General features: G+C 29.5%; 20 protein-coding genes. 4 read left to right on the top strand and 16 right to left on the bottom strand.

The annotated features are described in order from the left end of the window. Window positions 1-142: 142 nt before the first annotated feature. The 14 genes from Q0958_RS15185 to pruA form a co-directional block, all read right to left on the bottom strand. Complete coding sequence (locus Q0958_RS15185) at window positions 143-565, bottom strand: hypothetical protein (RefSeq protein ID WP_299124545.1); 423 nt, start codon at window positions 563-565, stop codon at window positions 143-145. A gap of 31 nt (window positions 566-596) precedes the next feature. After that, window positions 597-1,082 carry an RDD family protein gene (locus tag Q0958_RS15190; protein ID WP_299124547.1) on the bottom strand — a complete coding sequence of 162 codons (486 nt, stop codon included), beginning with the start codon at window positions 1,080-1,082 and terminating at the stop codon, window positions 597-599. A gap of 115 nt (window positions 1,083-1,197) precedes the next feature. Further along, complete coding sequence (locus Q0958_RS15195) at window positions 1,198-1,629, bottom strand: hypothetical protein (protein WP_299124549.1); 432 nt, start codon at window positions 1,627-1,629, stop codon at window positions 1,198-1,200. Between the two features lie 319 nt (window positions 1,630-1,948). Next, window positions 1,949-2,416: a hypothetical protein gene (locus Q0958_RS15200; RefSeq protein WP_299124551.1), complete on the bottom strand. Its 468-nt coding sequence runs from the start codon at window positions 2,414-2,416 to the stop codon at window positions 1,949-1,951. A 100-nt stretch (window positions 2,417-2,516) separates the two neighbouring features. Next, window positions 2,517-2,978 carry a hypothetical protein gene (locus tag Q0958_RS15205; RefSeq protein WP_299124553.1) on the bottom strand — a complete coding sequence of 154 codons (462 nt, stop codon included), beginning with the start codon at window positions 2,976-2,978 and terminating at the stop codon, window positions 2,517-2,519. 61 nt (window positions 2,979-3,039) lie between these two features. After that, complete coding sequence (locus Q0958_RS15210) at window positions 3,040-3,600, bottom strand: RDD family protein (protein WP_299124555.1); 561 nt, start codon at window positions 3,598-3,600, stop codon at window positions 3,040-3,042. 110 nt (window positions 3,601-3,710) lie between these two features. Next, complete coding sequence (locus Q0958_RS15215; protein ID WP_299124557.1) at window positions 3,711-4,238, bottom strand: DMP19 family protein; 528 nt, start codon at window positions 4,236-4,238, stop codon at window positions 3,711-3,713. A 104-nt stretch (window positions 4,239-4,342) separates the two neighbouring features. Further along, window positions 4,343-5,098, bottom strand: coding sequence for an alpha/beta hydrolase (locus Q0958_RS15220; protein ID WP_299124559.1), 756 nt, complete (start codon window positions 5,096-5,098; stop codon window positions 4,343-4,345). A 238-nt stretch (window positions 5,099-5,336) separates the two neighbouring features. Then, complete coding sequence (locus tag Q0958_RS15225; protein WP_299124561.1) at window positions 5,337-6,470, bottom strand: acyltransferase family protein; 1,134 nt, start codon at window positions 6,468-6,470, stop codon at window positions 5,337-5,339. Window positions 6,471-6,560: 90 nt separating this feature from the next. Continuing rightward, complete coding sequence (locus tag Q0958_RS15230) at window positions 6,561-7,436, bottom strand: LytTR family DNA-binding domain-containing protein (RefSeq protein WP_299124563.1); 876 nt, start codon at window positions 7,434-7,436, stop codon at window positions 6,561-6,563. 181 nt (window positions 7,437-7,617) lie between these two features. Further along, window positions 7,618-8,172 carry a hypothetical protein gene (locus tag Q0958_RS15235; protein WP_299124565.1) on the bottom strand — a complete coding sequence of 185 codons (555 nt, stop codon included), beginning with the start codon at window positions 8,170-8,172 and terminating at the stop codon, window positions 7,618-7,620. Window positions 8,173-8,220: 48 nt separating this feature from the next. Then, the gene (locus tag Q0958_RS15240; RefSeq protein WP_299124567.1) at window positions 8,221-8,760 is read right to left on the bottom strand and encodes a hypothetical protein; all 540 of its coding nucleotides are present in this window, start codon (window positions 8,758-8,760) and stop codon (window positions 8,221-8,223) included. 148 nt (window positions 8,761-8,908) lie between these two features. Beyond that, window positions 8,909-9,706: a hypothetical protein gene (locus tag Q0958_RS15245; protein WP_299124569.1), complete on the bottom strand. Its 798-nt coding sequence runs from the start codon at window positions 9,704-9,706 to the stop codon at window positions 8,909-8,911. Between the two features lie 141 nt (window positions 9,707-9,847). After that, window positions 9,848-11,473 carry an L-glutamate gamma-semialdehyde dehydrogenase gene (pruA, locus tag Q0958_RS15250; RefSeq protein WP_299124571.1) on the bottom strand — a complete coding sequence of 542 codons (1,626 nt, stop codon included), beginning with the start codon at window positions 11,471-11,473 and terminating at the stop codon, window positions 9,848-9,850. 198 nt (window positions 11,474-11,671) lie between these two features. Between pruA and Q0958_RS15255 the strand changes: the two genes are divergently transcribed. From Q0958_RS15255 to Q0958_RS15270, 4 genes are read left to right on the top strand one after another with little or no spacing between them, the layout of a single operon-like run. Then, the gene (locus tag Q0958_RS15255) at window positions 11,672-12,358 is read left to right on the top strand and encodes an NRDE family protein (protein ID WP_299124573.1); all 687 of its coding nucleotides are present in this window, start codon (window positions 11,672-11,674) and stop codon (window positions 12,356-12,358) included. A gap of 54 nt (window positions 12,359-12,412) precedes the next feature. Next, the gene (locus Q0958_RS15260) at window positions 12,413-13,084 is read left to right on the top strand and encodes a hypothetical protein (protein ID WP_299124575.1); all 672 of its coding nucleotides are present in this window, start codon (window positions 12,413-12,415) and stop codon (window positions 13,082-13,084) included. A 4-nt stretch (window positions 13,085-13,088) separates the two neighbouring features. Next, window positions 13,089-14,801: a hypothetical protein gene (locus tag Q0958_RS15265; RefSeq protein WP_299124577.1), complete on the top strand. Its 1,713-nt coding sequence runs from the start codon at window positions 13,089-13,091 to the stop codon at window positions 14,799-14,801. 4 nt (window positions 14,802-14,805) lie between these two features. After that, window positions 14,806-16,140 carry a hypothetical protein gene (locus Q0958_RS15270; protein ID WP_299124579.1) on the top strand — a complete coding sequence of 445 codons (1,335 nt, stop codon included), beginning with the start codon at window positions 14,806-14,808 and terminating at the stop codon, window positions 16,138-16,140. Between the two features lie 39 nt (window positions 16,141-16,179). On the opposite strand, the gene Q0958_RS15275 is transcribed toward Q0958_RS15270, so the two are convergent. Beyond that, entirely contained in the window at window positions 16,180-17,280 is a 1,101-nt protein-coding gene (locus Q0958_RS15275) for a DUF3667 domain-containing protein (protein WP_299124581.1), read from the bottom strand. Next, entirely contained in the window at window positions 17,280-17,666 is a 387-nt protein-coding gene (gene apaG / locus Q0958_RS15280; RefSeq protein WP_150900201.1) for a Co2+/Mg2+ efflux protein ApaG, read from the bottom strand. Before apaG ends, Q0958_RS15275 begins: the two co-directional genes overlap by 1 nt. Window positions 17,667-17,676: the final 10 nt, after the last annotated feature.

Below are 17,676 nucleotides of genomic sequence, written 5' to 3' on the forward strand. Positions count from 1 at the left end.
TTGTTTACCTAATGTGCCTGCTATGCAGAACTTTGGGTTAGTAAAATAGCAATTAAACTTTTTAAGCACTCGAATATAACTAAAAAAAAGGATTTGGCTCTATTTTTAGAAGTAGGCGAGAATGAGTAGTTGCTTGTGAATGTTATGCGTTCGTTTGCTTTTCTAAATAATGTTTGTAGCTCTCAAATGCTTCTTCGTCTGCTCCTTCTAAAAGATTCATTACAGCATAGGATATACAGTCTATCCAATCAGCCAAGAGTTCTACTTGTTTTTTGGTTATAAGATTGTTTTGTCTTAGCATTCCATCTTCCTCAACACCCCAGGCTTTACTTAAATGACAAATTCCCCAAAAGCTTGAAATTAATTCACGTTCAATATTTTCTTTATAAAAGCTGTTTTTTAAAACTTTTAAAATAGACATTAATTCATGAAAATTAGATTCAATTAATTCACCGTTGAAAGGTCTTAACATTCCTAAAAATCCATTTTCGCTTTTAGGATGAGAATAATTATCATGGGTAAAACTATGGTGTTTTAAAAGTTCTTTTGCTTCTTGTTCAGTCATTTTAATATTCTTTATCGAGTACTTTTTTAAGTTAGTTTTTTGTCTGCATCTTGTTGTGTTTATGCTTTTTTATTCGAACAACTATTGTATTTGCAGCTAAGTCCCCAATACGTTTATTTTCTTTATTAATTGATGCTATTATTACTCCAATTATAAAGAAATAATCAATAAATCCGAGAAAAAATCGACCGAATGCTTGTCCTATCCCAATAGGTTTAAATTCATTCGTAACTACTTTAAAGTTTAAAATTCTTTTCCCAATGGTTTGTCCCCAAATTCCTTCACTAATTGGCCATAAAAAAAGTCCAATTAACATGAACCCTAAGGCAGGTAAACCACTCATGTTATATCCAGCTTCATTTTCTAGTGGTGAACCAAAGAAAAAACCAAGGGTAAACCCGATAATAGTAAAAATGTAAAAATCAATTGTAAAAGCTAAAATCCGATATTGGACTTTTGCAATTTGGAATTCAGTTTTCTGTATTTCTGTATGATTTTTAATCGTAATTTCTGCCATATGGATTTCTTTTTTAGTTTGTTTACTACTGGTTTAAATATGGAATACTATTTATTTTAGATGTCTGGTTATGCAGAGCTTTGGGTATTTTGTGGTTATTGATATAAGTAGTGTTTTATTCAGTTTTATAATGCAACAATCCTTTTTCATAAAGCATATTTTTAAACTCTTTGGAATTACAGTTCACTTTATAAGTTGATATTTCACTTCCAATTCCATAAATAAAAGGTCCAGGTCGATTACTCCAACCTTTTCCAAATTCTCTCGGTTCATAACCAGCAATTCGCCCACTTATTAAAATCCGATTTTCATCTGTTACTTTTTCGACAATTAAGTCAACACAAGGATAAATTTTGTTTTCGCCGAGATAAACTTTTTCAGCAATCAATTCAGTCACATTATCTTTTCCCGTTGCTTTTGTTTTTTCAGCTAAATGCCATTCAAATTCAAAGTCGTTTGGAAATTCTTTTCCCGAATGTAATTCAGCATAAAGTTTTAGTTCAGAAAGTGTTTTTTCGATATGTTTTTTGAATTCGTTTCGGGTCATTTGTCAAATATTGCACAACTTGTTTGTATGCTGAGTATTGTTCTTTACCTAAATATGTCCAGCTATATATAGCTTTGGGGTAATAAAATAGCAATTAAATTTTTTTAAGTATTCGAATATAGTTAAAAAAAAGAATTTGGCTGTAGATACGGATAGCCCAATAAAAAAGGTAAGCTTTGTTGAGGTTGTTTTTTTGGGTGTTTTGTTGATGTTTGAGCTATGATTTAGCTATGGAGTCATTCGAAGGATTATTCAGCCTAAATTCAGTTATAAATTAAACTTTTCTATAATTCTTTGCCACAATGAATTATAGACATTGTTAGTTGCTGTTTTTTTTTTCTAATTCTTTGTAATTCAGTGATGTTTTTACATCAGTTATTAGTAGTGAAATGTTAAAGTTCAATTTATTCCGTTTTACTTTTGATTTTAGAAAACCAAGTTTTTCAACTATCGTTTCCGCAAAAAATAGTTGTTGGTCGGTTTCGGATAATTTAAAGAAATTATCTCTGTCAAGAATTATAGGTACTGCAATTGATTTTTCTTTTGGTTTATAATTTTCTATTTCTCTCAAGTTTTTTCTCAAATAGGGGGTTGGTTTTACGTAAACCTTAAATAAAATTATTTCCAATCCATGTCCATAATTATTCCATTTCAAATGAGCGAGTTTATTTTTCAGTCCGTTGTTGCCCCATAAGTAATTCTTGACTAACTCTTTGTCATTATCGCCAATGTCAAAACTCGCAAAAAATCCAATTATATTTTCGTCAATTTTTTTGTCATCTTTCATTATTATGAATTACAATTTATGTGTGTATTTACTTAGTGTGTTTAGTTAAGCGGAGTTTTAGGGTGTTTTGTGGTTATATATTGTTATTACTAGTACTTTTTTATCCATCTATTAATATTTCAGTCGAAATCAAGTTGTTCATTGTTAGTGTAAAAGTGTGGTTTGGGTCATGCTCTCTTTCAAAAGCTATTTCCCAAATTTTTGGTTCCTTTTCACAACGAGATAAGTACAAGTAGACAGCTTTAAACTCCTTATTAAAATCAGTTATTTTAAAATCTTCTTTCCAATTCCGAAATTCGTTTTCAATCATTGGCTTTATTGAAGAGGTGATTTCATTATAATCGGATTCTATTTTTCGGAAAAAGTTCTTTTGGATTACAGTCGGTCCAGTTACGTATCCCTCAATTCCGATTTCTATTATTTCGTTAGTCGGTTTGAAATGTCTTCTACATTCAAAATAATTCTTTTCAGGATTTTTTTTGAATTCAGAGAATACCATTCTTCCAAAGAATTCGTCTTCTATTTTAATGGTTTTTCCAAATATAAAATCAAATATTCCCATTTTGTTTTTCGTATTTGTAGTTATATGTTGATTTAAGACGTTTTTTAATTCATGTTTGGCATTATATTATTAAACTCAATCCATAAAAGTAAATCACTCCAATAATTAAAATTCCGATTAAGTTTAATTTCAACGTTTTGCTTTTAAGGTCGGTCCAAATTGTTTTTAATTTTTCCTTTTCACAAACCACAACTTTCGTATTTGCTAAAAAATCTCCAATTCTTCTTTCGGGATTAATTAGTCCAATAATAACTTCTAATGGCCAAGCAACAGCAATTGTCAAATTCCTTATGAAGCATTGTAATTCAGATGCAGGTTTCTCTGTTTTTCGATTGATAACTTGATATCCCAAAATTCGCTTTGCAGGACTTTTTGCGTTAAAAAAGTCTTTATTGATATAAATAAACATCATAAAAAAGAAAATTACAGAAGAAGTTCCATTGCTAATTTCTAATATTCCGTTTATGTCTAAAATAGTTAAAAGAATCATTGGTGGAACTATAACGATAGTCATAATTATATGGTCTAATAGCATACTAGAAATCCGATGAAACCTTGGATTAATTCCAGCAAGCTTATTAATCTCTATATGTAAAATTCCTTTGTATTTAGTATCGTTCATCAAATGTTTGTTAACTTGTTTATATGTGTAATATTGTTCCTGTTGTTACCTAATGTGTTTAGCTATGAGGAGGTTTTGGGTGTTTTGTGGTTATATATTGATGTAAAACGTTATTTTTCAAAATCCATTTTATTGTTAACCACAAATGCAATTAATAATTCGGTCAAATTATCTTGATATTTATAAAATTCCGAATCGCATTTATTCCAGCTTTTCTTAGCTTTTTGTTGAATCAATTCTAGTTCGTTTTGTCTTTCAGTTCTGTCTTTTGGTACAATTCCATTTTTAAATTCAGAGTTCGCTTTTTGTACAATTTTTGAGGTTTTTTTCGCTCCGATTTCTAATAAAGCATTTACTGTTTCTTGGCTAAAATCTCCGCTTGAATTAAAATAGTATTGGTTGAATCCGCCATTATTTATTTCTCGTTCTAAATTTTCAACATAAAGAAAACTCTTTTGTGAAGAATTCAGTTTCTCAATTTTTTCTCCGTATTCTGATTTTTTATTTAGGTATGAGTCAATTTCCATCACAACCATGTCTCGTCTTTTCTTTTTCAAAACTTTGTCCAAGTCAAACTCAGTTTGCGAACTTGCATTGGCTGAAAATAATGATGCTATGAATATTATTAGTTTTTTCAAAGATTCGTTTTTAATATTTTACAACTTGTTTATATGCGTAATATTGTTCCTGTTATTTACCTAATATATCTGGCTATACAGAATTTCAGATGTTGTATACAGCTTTATTTTTTAGATAAAAAAACTTTTGATTTTATTATGAATTCATCTTTGGTTTCACCTTCATGAGCACCATGAGATACATTTGGTAATATCCAAAGGTCAGATTTAGGTAGGTTTTTCTTAACACGAACTACCTCTTCTAAATCCATACCTTCATCATCATCACCTATCATGATTAATGTCTCAGGTTTTATACTTTGCAATTCTTCATTAGTTATCTCAACAGTATAATTTTTAAACTGATTCATTATTTCTTTTATGTGTTCATCTCCTTCATGTGAAGTCTTAAGCCAAGGAAAATTGTTTCGATTTTCAAAAGTAAAAGCTTTTAAATATTCAGGAAAGTCATTGATTGTCCATGTTCCAACTGCACCTATAGTTATCATAGATTTTATTAAAGAAGGATTGATTAAAGCTAATTGATAAAGCACATCTCCACCAAAACTAAATCCAATAGCTTTGATTTTTTTTAATTGCAAATATTGAATTAAGGAATTAAGGTCTTGAGCAACAGATTTTATAGATAAATCCTCTTTAAACGGCTCTGATTTCCCATGTCCTGTTAAATCAATTAAATATACTTCGTATTCTTTTTCATAATTTTTCACATAAGGTTTCCATGATTTAGATGATTGTGTGTAACCATGTAATAGGAATAAAGGCTTTCCTTTTCCGTAAATTTCGTAATAGAGGCTTTTTCCATTTATAGAAACGGATCCCTGTTTTTTAGGAGTTTGAGATAAAACGTTGGTTGACATTAAAAGAAGAGTTATTAGAGTAGTGATTTTATCATTTGTATTCAGTTATTGGTCTTTGGATATTGCTGCTAACGTATCTGTGTGTGATTTTGTTACGTGTTTCAATAACTAAATTAGCAATTAAATTTTTTTAGTATTCGAATATAGCTAAAAAAAAGAATTTGGTTATAGATTTTGGTTGTTATGTTAACGGTATTGTATTGGCGTAGTAGCGGATTTTCGATGCTAACTTTTCAATTTATAACTGGCTTTTCCCGATTTTTTTATATGTTTTTTTCATTCCGAAAAGTAATCTTATAGCATTAAATGGGTAAATGAAAAGGCGATAGATAAGCACTATTGTTATAAACGAACTAACTAAAAGGATAAGAAGTTTGGAAAGGATATTTAAATCAAGCTTAACTATATAGTAAGCAAAAATGACAATAACAGTTTGGTGTAAAATATAAAATGGATAAATAGCTTCATTCATTTGTTTAAGGTATACACTTGGTTTGTTAAAGTAAACCTGTCCGTACCCCAGTATGGTCATAACAAAACTCCAACCTAATATACAACACAGCCCATACCAAATATCCCAGCGAACGGAAATGCTTAAATAAGGTTCTACAAGATTATTCGGAATGAAATAGTAGCTATAGAATAAAAGTGAGGAGATTAAAAGAATGATTATGTGAAAATGTCTAAATTTTTTTAAGTTGTCCCAAAAGATTTGTGAAGACGCAAACAAAATACCGATAATAAAAAAATAGGTATAATAAAATGTTTCTGAAAAATTTGTTAGAGATGATGAACCTGTTGGATAGTACCTTTTAAGTATTATTGTTCCTAACATTAAAGGGAAGACTCCTAATAAAAGTCCAATTTTGTATGAGGATATTTTCTTAAGCCAATTCCTAAGAACCATAGATTTTTGAGACCTAAGAAAAAGTATTAGAGGTATTACAATTACAGAAATTACGTAAAGGTTTTCTATAAACCAGAGATGGTTTGTTTCAAAACGTCCTTGTGTGTAAATCTGCCAATAAGAATTAAATTCATTAATATATTGATAATACGTTTGTGGAGGTACGATAAAAATTACGCCAAAAAAAAGTGGAATTAGAAGTCTACCTGTACGCTCTTTAATGAATTGTTTCCAAGTTCGTTTTGAGAATGCAAGAACAGTTCCTGTACCTGATATCAAAAAAAGTAAGGGAAGTCTAAATTGCTCAAAATAAACCATAATATTATCCATTAGTTTGCTAGATTCAGCATTCATAATATGAAAGCCGTCTCCATTAAACGGCATTCCTATATGGTGAAAATAAACGGCCAAAATAGCAATAACTCTTAACCAATCTAAATCGTATCTTCTGTTTGTAGTATCCATTAATTTTGTTTTTGGGGCAATAATAAAAACAAAATCAGCTTGTTTTTTAGCTAAGTGATGAATGGCAATTGATAGTGATGAAATGCAAGCCTAATCATTTTTTAGGTTTATATAAGCTTGATTAAACTCTTCAATTTTTGAACGAGAAACAGGGATTGTTCTATTGGAATAGTTTTTTAAATGAAGTATATATCCTTGGGCATTTCCAGAAACAGATTCAATAGTGTTAAGATTTACAACATATGAACGATGAGTTTTAAAAATGAATGGATAAGAATTTAATTGGTTCAAAAACTCTTTAAGAGTTAGACGTTTCATTTTTTTTTCATAATCAGTTGAATGGTCATAATATATTTCTAGATAATTGCCATCCACTTTTGCATAAAGAAATGTTCGAATATTTAATTCAAAATTTTCTTCTTTTATTGGGGTAGTAATTTGAACGATTTCATCAGTAATATTGCTGTATTGTTGATTAATGGGAAGTTTTTTTAAATCATTCGAGCGTTTGTTAATTAAACGTTGTAGGTTTAACGGTAGAATAATTAGCAGCAATAAAATACCAACTAAAAAGGTATTTCTTATTTCTTCCCACAAATATCTAAAAGACCAGTTATCAGGATTTGTGTAAATAAAATCTCGAATTAAGAAACTTGCAATACCAATAAGAAATAAAACGATTGCTAAATGTAGAAACTCTTTGCCTAAAGTCCAATTTTCGGTGTTTTTTACCGACTTCTTGAGTAAGAAAAAATAGATGAAAGCAACTGGTATTGGTGTAACGGAATGCAATGTTATAATCCATAAGTAATCTATTTTATGTTCTTCAATATTTACAACAAAGGGGTCAAATAAATACGTAAAAAGAAAGCTAGCGATTGCGATAAAGCAAAGTAAGAATAATACTTTTTTTAATTCCTCATAGTAAAATGGATAAGGCTGTTTTATGTAGGTTTCAATATGCATTAATTTTATATGTTATTGTGATGTGGTCTTTATTTTTTTAATGACGTAAACTTGTTTAGATACTGTGCTAATTATAGTTTATTTATTCCATTTTATTCGCAACTATTTTATTATTTACAATAAAAAAGTCAAGCTGTTTGTTTTGTTTATGTACTTGGCTAAGTAAGAACTTTAGATGTTTTTAGTATCCAATATTAAAAATTCTAAATATTATAAATAATGCAATACCTATGTAAAAAACTACTAACCTCAATTTATCTGAAATGTTTAATCCTTTTAATATGCCTAATAAGCCAATGAACATGAACAATACTTTTATTCGATTTGAGTACTTTTTTCTATTAGAGTTATAGTCTTTAGTTTTTAGCAATGAATGGTTTTTTAATTTAATACTATATATATTAATATCATTATTTAAATCCAGTTTGTTTAGATTAGATTTACTAATTTTTATTTCTATAAATTGTCCTTCTTTTAAGTTTGAAATGTATTTACGATTCTTGCTGCTAATAGCACCATTTAAGATTTGAAATCTAGCATTGTATTTCTTAGCGTAAAATATATAATCAGCTTTATTTCTTTGTCCAGTTATGTTTTGAATGCCTCTCTTAAGTTGAATTTTTAAATTCACTAATTCAGAATACTCTAGATCATATTTATTAAATCTAATTAGACTCCATATCAAGATTGCTATTCCAATTAATAAATAGATCCATTTATTTTTTGATTTTATCATTAAATTAACATTATAACTTGTTTGTGTACAGAGTGTTAATTTTGTTGTTTACCATTTGATAGTGATAAAATATTCCAGAATTCTTAACACAAAAAATATTCCAAAAGCTATTAGGGTTTTTAGAAAGAATTTAGCTTTTTTTCGCTCTGTTTTTTCAGTTTTCAATAACATTTTTATGCTATTTATTAACTTTTCTTTATTTAACCATAAAATAATCAGAATCATTAACTGATATAGAATTGCGGCTTTCAAAGCTCCTAAATGAACTCCAAAGTATATATCTTGAAAGATAACATTTACAAGTATGGTTGAAGTAAATAAACAACCAATTATTCGAGTTTTTTTAATAAGAATTAAAATTCCACCAATAATTTCAAAAACTCCTAATGTGATAGCAAATGATTTTGAGTAACCATAAAAGGCCCACATCAATTCCATTCCAGTCATTTCATTGACGGCTTTGTCAATTTCTGTAGCGCCGTCAAATTGGAATAGTTTTGCGCCACCATAAATAAACATTGCTAAAACTACAATCCAACTGATTGCATTTTCAAATATTTCAATTCTATCCTTTTTATTAAAATTCATTTTAGAGTTCAGTTTTCTTAGCTTGTTTGTAGAGCATAATTTCTGCTATTTTCCTAATGCCTCAAAACAAGCAAAATTTTAGGTGTTTTATATAGCTTAAAAAAGCAACCTCAAATGAGATTGCTTTTTGGTTATATTTAAAAAAGGATTAAAATTTACTAAATATTCCTTTTTCTAAATTGATGGTTTTAGTTGGTGTATTAGTGCTTTTAGGAACACTATTAGCTATAGGTTGTAGCTTGTATGTTTTGTTGTCTTCAGTAAATACTAGTTTGTTTTCTGTTAATTCTACAATAGTAACAGAATTATCTCCTGTACAATTAGGTTCACCTTCCCAAGAATAACATAAAGAGTTTTCTTCTGCATTTTGCCATTTCCATTCGGCTAATCCACCTTGGTTAGATTGTGTTGGGTTTACTAATTCAACAAAATAAGTACCAGCTTGAGAGAAAATAACGGTAAGTTCATATTTTGTACCCACTACATCTTCTCCATTAACTTCTGTCATTTTCCAAGTTCTACAGAATAAATCAGTATTGGTAGAAGAACTGATTTTTTCAATCTTGGAAGAGCTAACTTCTATGCTTGTAGAGGTTTTGTTATCTACAATTGTAAAATCCATTTTAGTTCCATTAATACTTGAAATGATGATTTGACCAAAATCAATAAGATTAATGGTTTTGTCGTCAACAATTTCATACTGTCCTAAAAGAATATTTTTCTCATTTTTTTGAGATTTACTTTTGTTAGCAGAAGCGCTTTTTACAATAATATAATTACCATCTTTATTAAACTCAAAAGATTTGTAATTACTGTTTTCAATTTCCCATTTAGAGCTAATTTCCTCTTTCTTGATTTTGGTAGATGGGATTTCATCGTTTGAATTACAAGATATTGTTACTAAGGTAAGGAATAACAATGTTGCAATTTTTCCAATAGTTTTCATAGTGTTAAATGTTTAATAATGAGCAAAAATAAATTTATATCTGAAAAAATCAAAGAAGAGTTTTTTCTCTATTGGTTTTATGAAAAATAAAAAGCCAATCTAAAAAGATTGGCTTTTAAAATATGATTAGAATTTTAAGTATTATCCTAAGAAAGGGTACTTATAATCAGTTGGGCTAACGAAAGTTTCTTTAATTAAACGAACAGAAGTCCAACGTAATAAGTTTTGAGCAGAACCAGCTTTATCATTAGTTCCAGAAGCTCTAGCTCCTCCAAATGGTTGTTGTCCTACTACGGCACCAGTTGGCTTATCGTTAATATAGAAATTACCAGCAGCATTTTCTAAAGCTTTAGATGCTTTTTCTACAATATATCTATCTGTAGAGAAAATAGCTCCAGTTAAAGCGTACTCAGTAGATTCATCAACTAATTTTAATGAAGCTTCCCATTCAGCATCTTCGTATACGTAAACAGTCATCACAGGACCGAATAATTCAGTACACATAGTAGCATACTTTGGAGATTTACTTACAATTACTGTTGGCTCAATAAAGTATCCTACAGATTTATCATGACCACCACCAATAATGATATCAGCATCAGCATCTTCTTTAGCAGCATCAATATATTTAGCAATCTTATCGAAAGAACCTTCGTGAATTACTGCATTTACAAAATTAGATGGATCTTCTGGAGAACCCATTTTAATTTCACTAGTTTGAGCAACTAAATGCTTCTTAACATCTTCCCAAATAGAAGCAGGAATGTATGCACGAGAAGCTGCAGAACATTTCTGACCTTGGAATTCAAATGCTCCTCTAGTAATTGCTGTAGCAACTTGTAATGGACTAGCTGAGTTGTGCGCCCAGATAAAATCTTTACCTCCAGTTTCTCCAACAATTCTAGGGTATGTTTTATAGGTATGGATGTTGTTTCCTATTTGTTGCCATAAGTTTTTGAATACGTGCGTAGATCCTGTAAAGTGTAATCCAGAGAAATCAGGAGAAGCTAATACAGTATCAGTAATCATTACTGGGTCACCATATACAACGTTAATTACACCGTCAGGTAAACCAGCTTCTTTAAATAAGTCAACAATTACTTGAGCAGAATATGCTTGGTGATCAGATGGTTTCCAAACAACAACGTTCCCCATTAAAGCAGCAGCTGCAGGTAAGTTAGCAGCAATAGATGTAAAGTTAAATGGAGTAATTGCATATACAAAACCTTCTAATGGTCTGTACTCAACTCTGTTCCAAATTCCAGGAGCAGAAGCAGGCTGATCTTTGAAAATATCAGTCATGTACTCTACGTTGAAACGGAAAAAGTCAATCATTTCACAAGCAGCATCAATTTCTGCTTGGTGTACGTTTTTAGATTGAGCAATCATAGTAGCAGCGTTCATTTTTGCTCTATAAGGACCCGCTAATAATTCAGCAGCCTTTAAAAAGATAGAAGCACGCTCCATCCAGCTAACACTAGACCAAGCTTCTCTAGCAGCTAAAGCTGTAGAAATTGCAGTGTCTACATGAGATTTATCTGCTGTGTGGTACTGACCAACTACATGCTTATGATCATGTGGAGGCGTAATATTTTTAGTGTTTCCAGTTCTAACTTCTTCACCGTTAATGTGCATTGGTACATCAATGTTGCTATTGTACATTGCTTTGTAAGTAGCCAATAATTCTTCTCTTTCAGGAGAGCCAGGAGCGTATCCTTTTACAGGTTCATTTACTGCTTTAGGAACATTAAAAAATCCTCTTGCCATTTTTATTATGTTGTTTGTATGTTTAAAAATATTTTTCTCAAAAAAGCAAAAAACAAAATCTAATACTATTAATTTGCAAAGACTAAGTAGTTTACATTTTCAAACAATCTTTAGATTGATTCGAGGGACAAAGTTAACACTTATTTTTAGTAATAACTAAGTAGTTTTTACGTCTTAATTTACCAAAAGAGATACTATATGTGCACGGTAACTTATTTACCTTTAGGAAATAATGATTTTATATTAACGTCTAATAGAGATGAAGATCCTAAACGAAGAACAATACCACCTAAAGAATACAATGAAGATGGTGTAAAATTAAAGTACCCAAAAGACGAATTAGCAGGTGGTACTTGGATTGGTTTGTCTGAAAAAAACAGATTGATTTGTCTGTTAAATGGTGGTTTTACAAAGCATGTAAGAGCTGCTTCGTATAAAATGAGTAGAGGGATTATAGTTAAAGAGTTATTGAAAGTAAATAATCCTGTAGAAATTATTAATCAGTTCGATTTTAATGGAATTGAACCTTTTACTATTGTACTTGTTGATTGGGAAAAAACGTTAAATGCCTATGAGTTGGTTTGGGATGGTGAAGAAAAGCATTTTCAAGAACTAGGTAATCAACCTAAAATCTGGTCATCATCTACTTTGTATGACGAGGAGATGAAACAATTACGTAAAGACTGGTTTGCCGATTGGTTAAAAGAGAATATTGAGATTTCTCAAAATAATATAGTAGCATTTCATCAAGATGATACTAGAGGAGAGAAAGGAATTTCTTTAAAAATGAAACGTTCAAGGGTTGAGACAGTTAGTACAACTTCAGTGAAAAAAGAAAAGAACCATGTAACCATGGATTATTACGTAGTTGACGAAAATATATAGCTTAAAATAATTATTAGAAAATTGTAGTTTTTAGTACTTTCGCAAAAAAAAGTTATGTGTAAAAAACAGCTGTTCGTGGTAACTACAATGATTCTTTTTTTGTTTACCAGTTGTTTTGAATTTGTTGAAGAAATAAGTTTTAATAAAGACGGGTCGGGTAGTGCTACCTTTACCTTAAATTTAAGTAAGAATAAAACCAAACTAGCCTCAATAATGTTATTAGATAGCGTTAATGGTTATAAGGTTCCTTCTAAAAGTACTATCAGAAAAAAAGTTGCTGAGGTTGTTCAGAAAATAAAGAGAACTAAAGGAGTACATAATGTAAATAGTACGTTAGATTTGGATGAGTTTATACTCGCTATTTCATGTGATTTTGATAATGTTGAAGCTATAAACAATGTATTAGTAGCTTTTAGTTCTAAAAAACAAGCGCAAGCTATAAAGAAACAGCAGCACTTTACTTACAATAAAAAGAGTAAAACATTTGTTCGCAGTCATCATTTTGATATTGGAAGAGAATTTCAAAAAACCAAAATGAAAGATCGAAAAGTTTTCGAAACAGCTACGTATACAGGTGTATATCGTTTTGATGATTTAGTACAGTCAAGTGCCAATAAACAATCAAAGATTTCAAAAAGTAAAAAAGCAGTTATGTTACGAGTAAAGGCTCAAGACATAATAACCAATAAATACTCAATCAAAAATAAAATTCAACTACAGAACTAAAGTTATGATAAGAAAAATAATCACAGCATTATTATTAGTAAACACATTTGTTGTTTTACAAGCTCAAAAACTAGAAACCAAAATACCTAATAACGCAGATGTTGTTATCGCAGCAAACGCAGATAATCTGTTTAGTTTGATAGATGTTTCGGATATTGATAGTAGTTTTTTAGGAAAAGGAGCATTAAGAGGAGCAAATAAAAAAGCAAAAGTTAACTCGGTAAGTGATTTAGGAGTTGATATCAAGTCAAATTCATATTACTTTTTCAAGAATACAGATAGTATATCTTATCATACTATTTTGGTTGAGTTAACAGATAAAGCACAGTATGAAGCTACTTTAAAGGAAAGACAACAGAAAAAAATTAAAAGAGAAAAAGGTTATAGCTATATAGAAGGCTATAGTAGCTTAACTATTTGGAATGATAATATACTTGCTGTTGTTAATGGGAGTAAATCGTATAGTTATTTTAAAGAGCACAAAGAGCGTTTTAATAAATTAAAAAAAGAAGGAGAGTCGAGATATTCTTTTAAAAAGAGAATTGTTAAGTCATGGATTAAAGAAGAGGCATTAAAGACTTTAAATAGTAGTCCATCTAATTCAATCGCAACCAATAAGAATTTCCAAAAAGGGAAGAAAAAGAATGCGTCAGCAACATTGTGGGTTCGTAACTATGGAATGTTTATGTCTAGCTTTATTCAAGAGTTTGGGAAAAAAATGCGTTCAACAATGTCGTACTTAATGCCTTCAAAAGGTAAAAACATTTACGGAGTTGAAGAGGTAACTGCTAATTTGTTTTTTGAGAAAGCAAACATCCGAGTTTTATTAGAAATGTCGGTTAGCGATTACATGAAAAAATCTTTCAAAAAGATTTATAACAAAAGAATGAATTCAGCCCTTGTAAATAGCTTTGATCATGAAAAAGCATTGGCATTTTGGAGTATGTCTATTAATACAGAAGAAATGCTTGTACAGTATCCTGTAATGATGAATAATTTATACGGGTCTATTTTGCCAAAGTTTAAGCAAGAGTTTGAAATAGTTGGTGATGTATTATCATTAGTTATTGATGAGGAAGCTATTGCGAAATTGGTAACTGGTGATGCACTATTTGTATTAAATGAGTTTGGAAAAAAAGAAGTAGAGTATACAAAGTATGAATATGATGAGGATTATAAGCGTAAAGAGGTAACAAAGACAAAAGAAACTTTAGTTCCAGATTTTACTATTATGATAGGTTCTGAAGAAAAAGAATTGTTAACTAAAGTATTTAAGTTAGGAGAAAAATATAAAGCTGTTAAAGAAACAAACAACGTTTATGAGTTAATCTTAAAAGAAGCGAAATTACCGTTTGGTTTTTATGCGGTAGTTAAAAATGGAGTTTTATATTTTACTACTTCAAAAGCAAATGCTATAAGCATAGAGTCTGGTAAAACTAATTTTGCTAATAAAAAGCATAATAAACTTATAAGAAATAATTCTACCGTGTTATTTGCAGATGTAAACAAAATAATAAACAAATTGCCTACAGAATGGTTTGGGAAAACTGAAGATAAAATGGCTAGTTTATCTAATGAACATATTGAGAATCTTAATTTTACAGTTTCGAGAATGAAAGGGAATAAAATTTCATCAGAATTAAGATTGAATACAAAAGGTAAAGAAGAAAATACATTAAAGCTATTATTTAGATTAATAGATAATATGGCTAAATAAGCAGATGATAAAAAAGATAGGATTTTCTATTTTACTTATACTAAGTATCATATTTACAGTTGGATTTTTTAGGTATAATCCAACTGTAAATTTATCTAACATAATACCTACTTCGGCAGAAGCCATTATAAGAATTAACTTACGTGAAGCTGAATATAACGTTGTAAAAGATGTTGTGCTTCATCCATTATCATATATTGATTTTGAAGGAAGTTCAAAGTCAGGTTCTGAGAAAAGAATTTCTTTATTTGATCAAATAGAGATTCCTGATAATGTGTTTTTCTATACGAATTCAACTGTTTTAAAAGATTTATGGGTTAGCAGTTCTCTAGAAATAAAAAACAGAGCTAATCTTGTACGTTTTTTAAAGAAAGAAGGGAAGCAGATAGAGTATAAAAGCAATATTGATTGTTTTATCTACAAGAAGTTTCTTTTTCTTTTGAAGGAAAACAAACTTAGTGTTGTTTATAGTTTAAATGAAATAACTAATCTAAATCAGATTTTAACTACAGTTTTTGAAGGAGTAACCTATTTAAAAGAGAATGATGTAAAGCTTTTGAAGCTAAAAAATAGTAGTGGAGTTATTGCTTTTCAAAGTAAAGAGTTTGGTTTTTTTGAACTTGAAAAAGATCAAGAAAAATTGATTTTAAAAGGAGAGTTGAATGAGGGGAATAATCCTTTTTTAGCATACGATTCTCAAGAATTAAAAGAAGGAATTGCTTCTTTTTCGGGAAGGATAAATAAAGAGTTTCTTTTTTCTTTTATGAATACAAAGAAAAAAGAAAAGTTTAAGAAATTAACAAATCTGTCTTTAGATTCACTCAACAATTATTGGAATGGAGAAATAAATTTTTGTTTAGATTCTTTTCAAAGTAAAAACGATACCATTATTACCTATGAATATGATGATGATTTTAATAAGGTAGAAAAAAAATCAATTCATAAAAGTTTATTTCCTGTAGTGTGTCTTAAGATTGGAGGGAGTAACGTTTTTAAGTATTTGTATGAGAGTAAAGGAATTCAAAATGTAGAAGGAGAAGAGTTGTTGGTGTTAAACCCACTTTTTAAAACTTACGTTAATAATGAGGAGGGTGAGTTGCAGTTGTCTTCAACTCGTGATAATGTTTATGATTCTAGACTTAACAAAAAGAATAAGTTTTCAATGACTTTTAATATAAAGAGTCATTTAGAAGAAAACAGAGGTATTTATACGTTATCTAATAAATATTTAAAACAGGTACAAAAAATTAAAGCTACGGTTAATAACGATAATCAGCTAGAGTTGATTATTTCTTTAAAAAACACTTCATTAAAATCAATTTATCAAGAGTTGAAATAAAGCTAAAGTTTTATTTGGTTCTAGATAAATACTAACTTCTTAGATTAAGGCAAAGGATGCTGTTCCTACAAGAACTACCCCTATGGTAGCTAAGAATAAGTATACCATATTTATTAAAGAAAACTTTACAAAGGTTTTGAAATAGCCTTGTTTGTAAAAACTTTTCATAGCTATAAATAGATATAGTAAGAAAAGAAGGGTAAATATACCTTCATTAGCTGTTTTTGTAAAGAAATCTAAGATAATGTATAGTGTAATTAACAGAAAGAAAACTGTTTGGGTATGAAATACAAATATTAAATGCTCTACATAGGTATATCTTCTTCTTAAGTAAAATATTTTTAGGAAAAACGTAAAAATAGGTAGTAAAATAAATAGAGAAATAGAACCATAAGAAAGCATTTGATTTAAGAATTGCTCTCTCATTTCTTTTTTGTCTACGAAACTATTTGCTACTTCAGCTCTACTGTAAAAAAACCTGTTTAGAAAAGTTTTTTCGTATTTTAAGCTATCTAATGCATCATCAATATTAGCATCAGGATATTTACGGTTGTACACAATAAAATCGTCTAATCTAGTACCCCCACCAAAAGAAATTTTGCCAGGTATTTTACTATTTATAGAATCGTTAGCTTTTTTGTTTACCTCGTCTAGAATAGTTTTTTTAGTGATAGAATCTAGAGGGATTCTTTCTAGTCTTTTATTAGTTTCATTTCTTAGAGAATCAATATTAATGTCTTTTGGGATATCTGCCATTAAAGAAGTATCCTTCTTAATATTTCCTTTACTGAAATCTTGAAATTTATTGTAACTAGAAACTAAACCAAAAATTAAAAAGAAAATAATTGAAGTAGTTATATAAAAACGAAAAGGGTTAACGTATCGGGTACGTTTCCCTTCTATATAATCTCTAGAAACTTTACCGGGTCTAATAAGTAGCGGAATTAAAGTTTTCCAAAATTTGGCATCCCAAGAAATAAAACCAGCAAAAACTTCGCGAACAAAGCTTCTTAGAGTGATTCTTTTTCCTTTGTTTTTTTGGCCACATTCAGGGCAAAATTTTTCATTTTGAATAAAAGGATGTCCACAATTTAAGCAATTAGGGTCTTTTATAATTGCTACTTTATTTTTTTTACCCATTAGTTTAAAGTAGGAGTCGTCGTTAGTTGAAATGTTGGTATCGTCACAAGAAATTCTTCTGAAGTTTCAAAGTTAATCATTTTATAATTCCCTTTCATAGCTCCAAGAGAAGAAAGTAAAAAACAATTAGATTTGTAACTGTAAGACTCGTTAGGTTTTAAAGTAGGAGTTTCTCCAACAACTCCTCTTCCTTCAACATATTCAACATTGCTTAAGGCATCAAAAATAGTCCAAAAACGACCTAGAAGCTTTACAGTGTCTTTCGAAGTGTTTTCGATAGATATGTAATAGCTAAAAGCATTTCGGAACCGATTTGCATGATAAATCGGGCCATTGAATGTTGTTTTAACAGATATTTTTATCCCCCTAGTTATTTGCTGAAACATAGTATAAATA

The sequence above is a fragment of the uncultured Tenacibaculum sp. genome (genome assembly GCF_947499065.1).
In the GTDB taxonomy this organism is placed as follows: Bacteria; Bacteroidota; Bacteroidia; order Flavobacteriales; family Flavobacteriaceae; genus Polaribacter.

Excerpts from the sequence above, each read along its gene's own strand:
- Q0958_RS15185 (WP_299124545.1), bottom strand. The coding sequence starts at position 565 with ATGACTGAACAAGAAGCAAAAGAACTTTTAAAACACCATAGTTTTACC.
- Q0958_RS15190 (WP_299124547.1), bottom strand. The coding sequence starts at position 1,082 with ATGGCAGAAATTACGATTAAAAATCATACAGAAATACAGAAAACTGAA.
- Q0958_RS15195 (WP_299124549.1), bottom strand. The coding sequence starts at position 1,629 with ATGACCCGAAACGAATTCAAAAAACATATCGAAAAAACACTTTCTGAA.
- Q0958_RS15200 (WP_299124551.1), bottom strand. The coding sequence starts at position 2,416 with ATGAAAGATGACAAAAAAATTGACGAAAATATAATTGGATTTTTTGCG.
- Q0958_RS15205 (WP_299124553.1), bottom strand. The coding sequence starts at position 2,978 with ATGGGAATATTTGATTTTATATTTGGAAAAACCATTAAAATAGAAGAC.
- Q0958_RS15210 (WP_299124555.1), bottom strand. The coding sequence starts at position 3,600 with ATGAACGATACTAAATACAAAGGAATTTTACATATAGAGATTAATAAG.
- Q0958_RS15220 (WP_299124559.1), bottom strand. The coding sequence starts at position 5,098 with ATGTCAACCAACGTTTTATCTCAAACTCCTAAAAAACAGGGATCCGTT.
- Q0958_RS15225 (WP_299124561.1), bottom strand. The coding sequence starts at position 6,470 with ATGGATACTACAAACAGAAGATACGATTTAGATTGGTTAAGAGTTATT.
- Q0958_RS15230 (WP_299124563.1), bottom strand. The coding sequence starts at position 7,436 with ATGCATATTGAAACCTACATAAAACAGCCTTATCCATTTTACTATGAG.
- Q0958_RS15235 (WP_299124565.1), bottom strand. The coding sequence starts at position 8,172 with ATGATAAAATCAAAAAATAAATGGATCTATTTATTAATTGGAATAGCA.
- Q0958_RS15240 (WP_299124567.1), bottom strand. The coding sequence starts at position 8,760 with ATGAATTTTAATAAAAAGGATAGAATTGAAATATTTGAAAATGCAATC.
- Q0958_RS15245 (WP_299124569.1), bottom strand. The coding sequence starts at position 9,706 with ATGAAAACTATTGGAAAAATTGCAACATTGTTATTCCTTACCTTAGTA.
- pruA (WP_299124571.1), bottom strand. The coding sequence starts at position 11,473 with ATGGCAAGAGGATTTTTTAATGTTCCTAAAGCAGTAAATGAACCTGTA.
- Q0958_RS15255 (WP_299124573.1), top strand. The coding sequence starts at position 11,672 with ATGTGCACGGTAACTTATTTACCTTTAGGAAATAATGATTTTATATTA.
- Q0958_RS15260 (WP_299124575.1), top strand. The coding sequence starts at position 12,413 with ATGTGTAAAAAACAGCTGTTCGTGGTAACTACAATGATTCTTTTTTTG.
- Q0958_RS15265 (WP_299124577.1), top strand. The coding sequence starts at position 13,089 with ATGATAAGAAAAATAATCACAGCATTATTATTAGTAAACACATTTGTT.
- Q0958_RS15270 (WP_299124579.1), top strand. The coding sequence starts at position 14,806 with ATGATAAAAAAGATAGGATTTTCTATTTTACTTATACTAAGTATCATA.
- Q0958_RS15275 (WP_299124581.1), bottom strand. The coding sequence starts at position 17,280 with ATGGGTAAAAAAAATAAAGTAGCAATTATAAAAGACCCTAATTGCTTA.
- apaG (WP_150900201.1), bottom strand. The coding sequence starts at position 17,666 with ATGTTTCAGCAAATAACTAGGGGGATAAAAATATCTGTTAAAACAACA.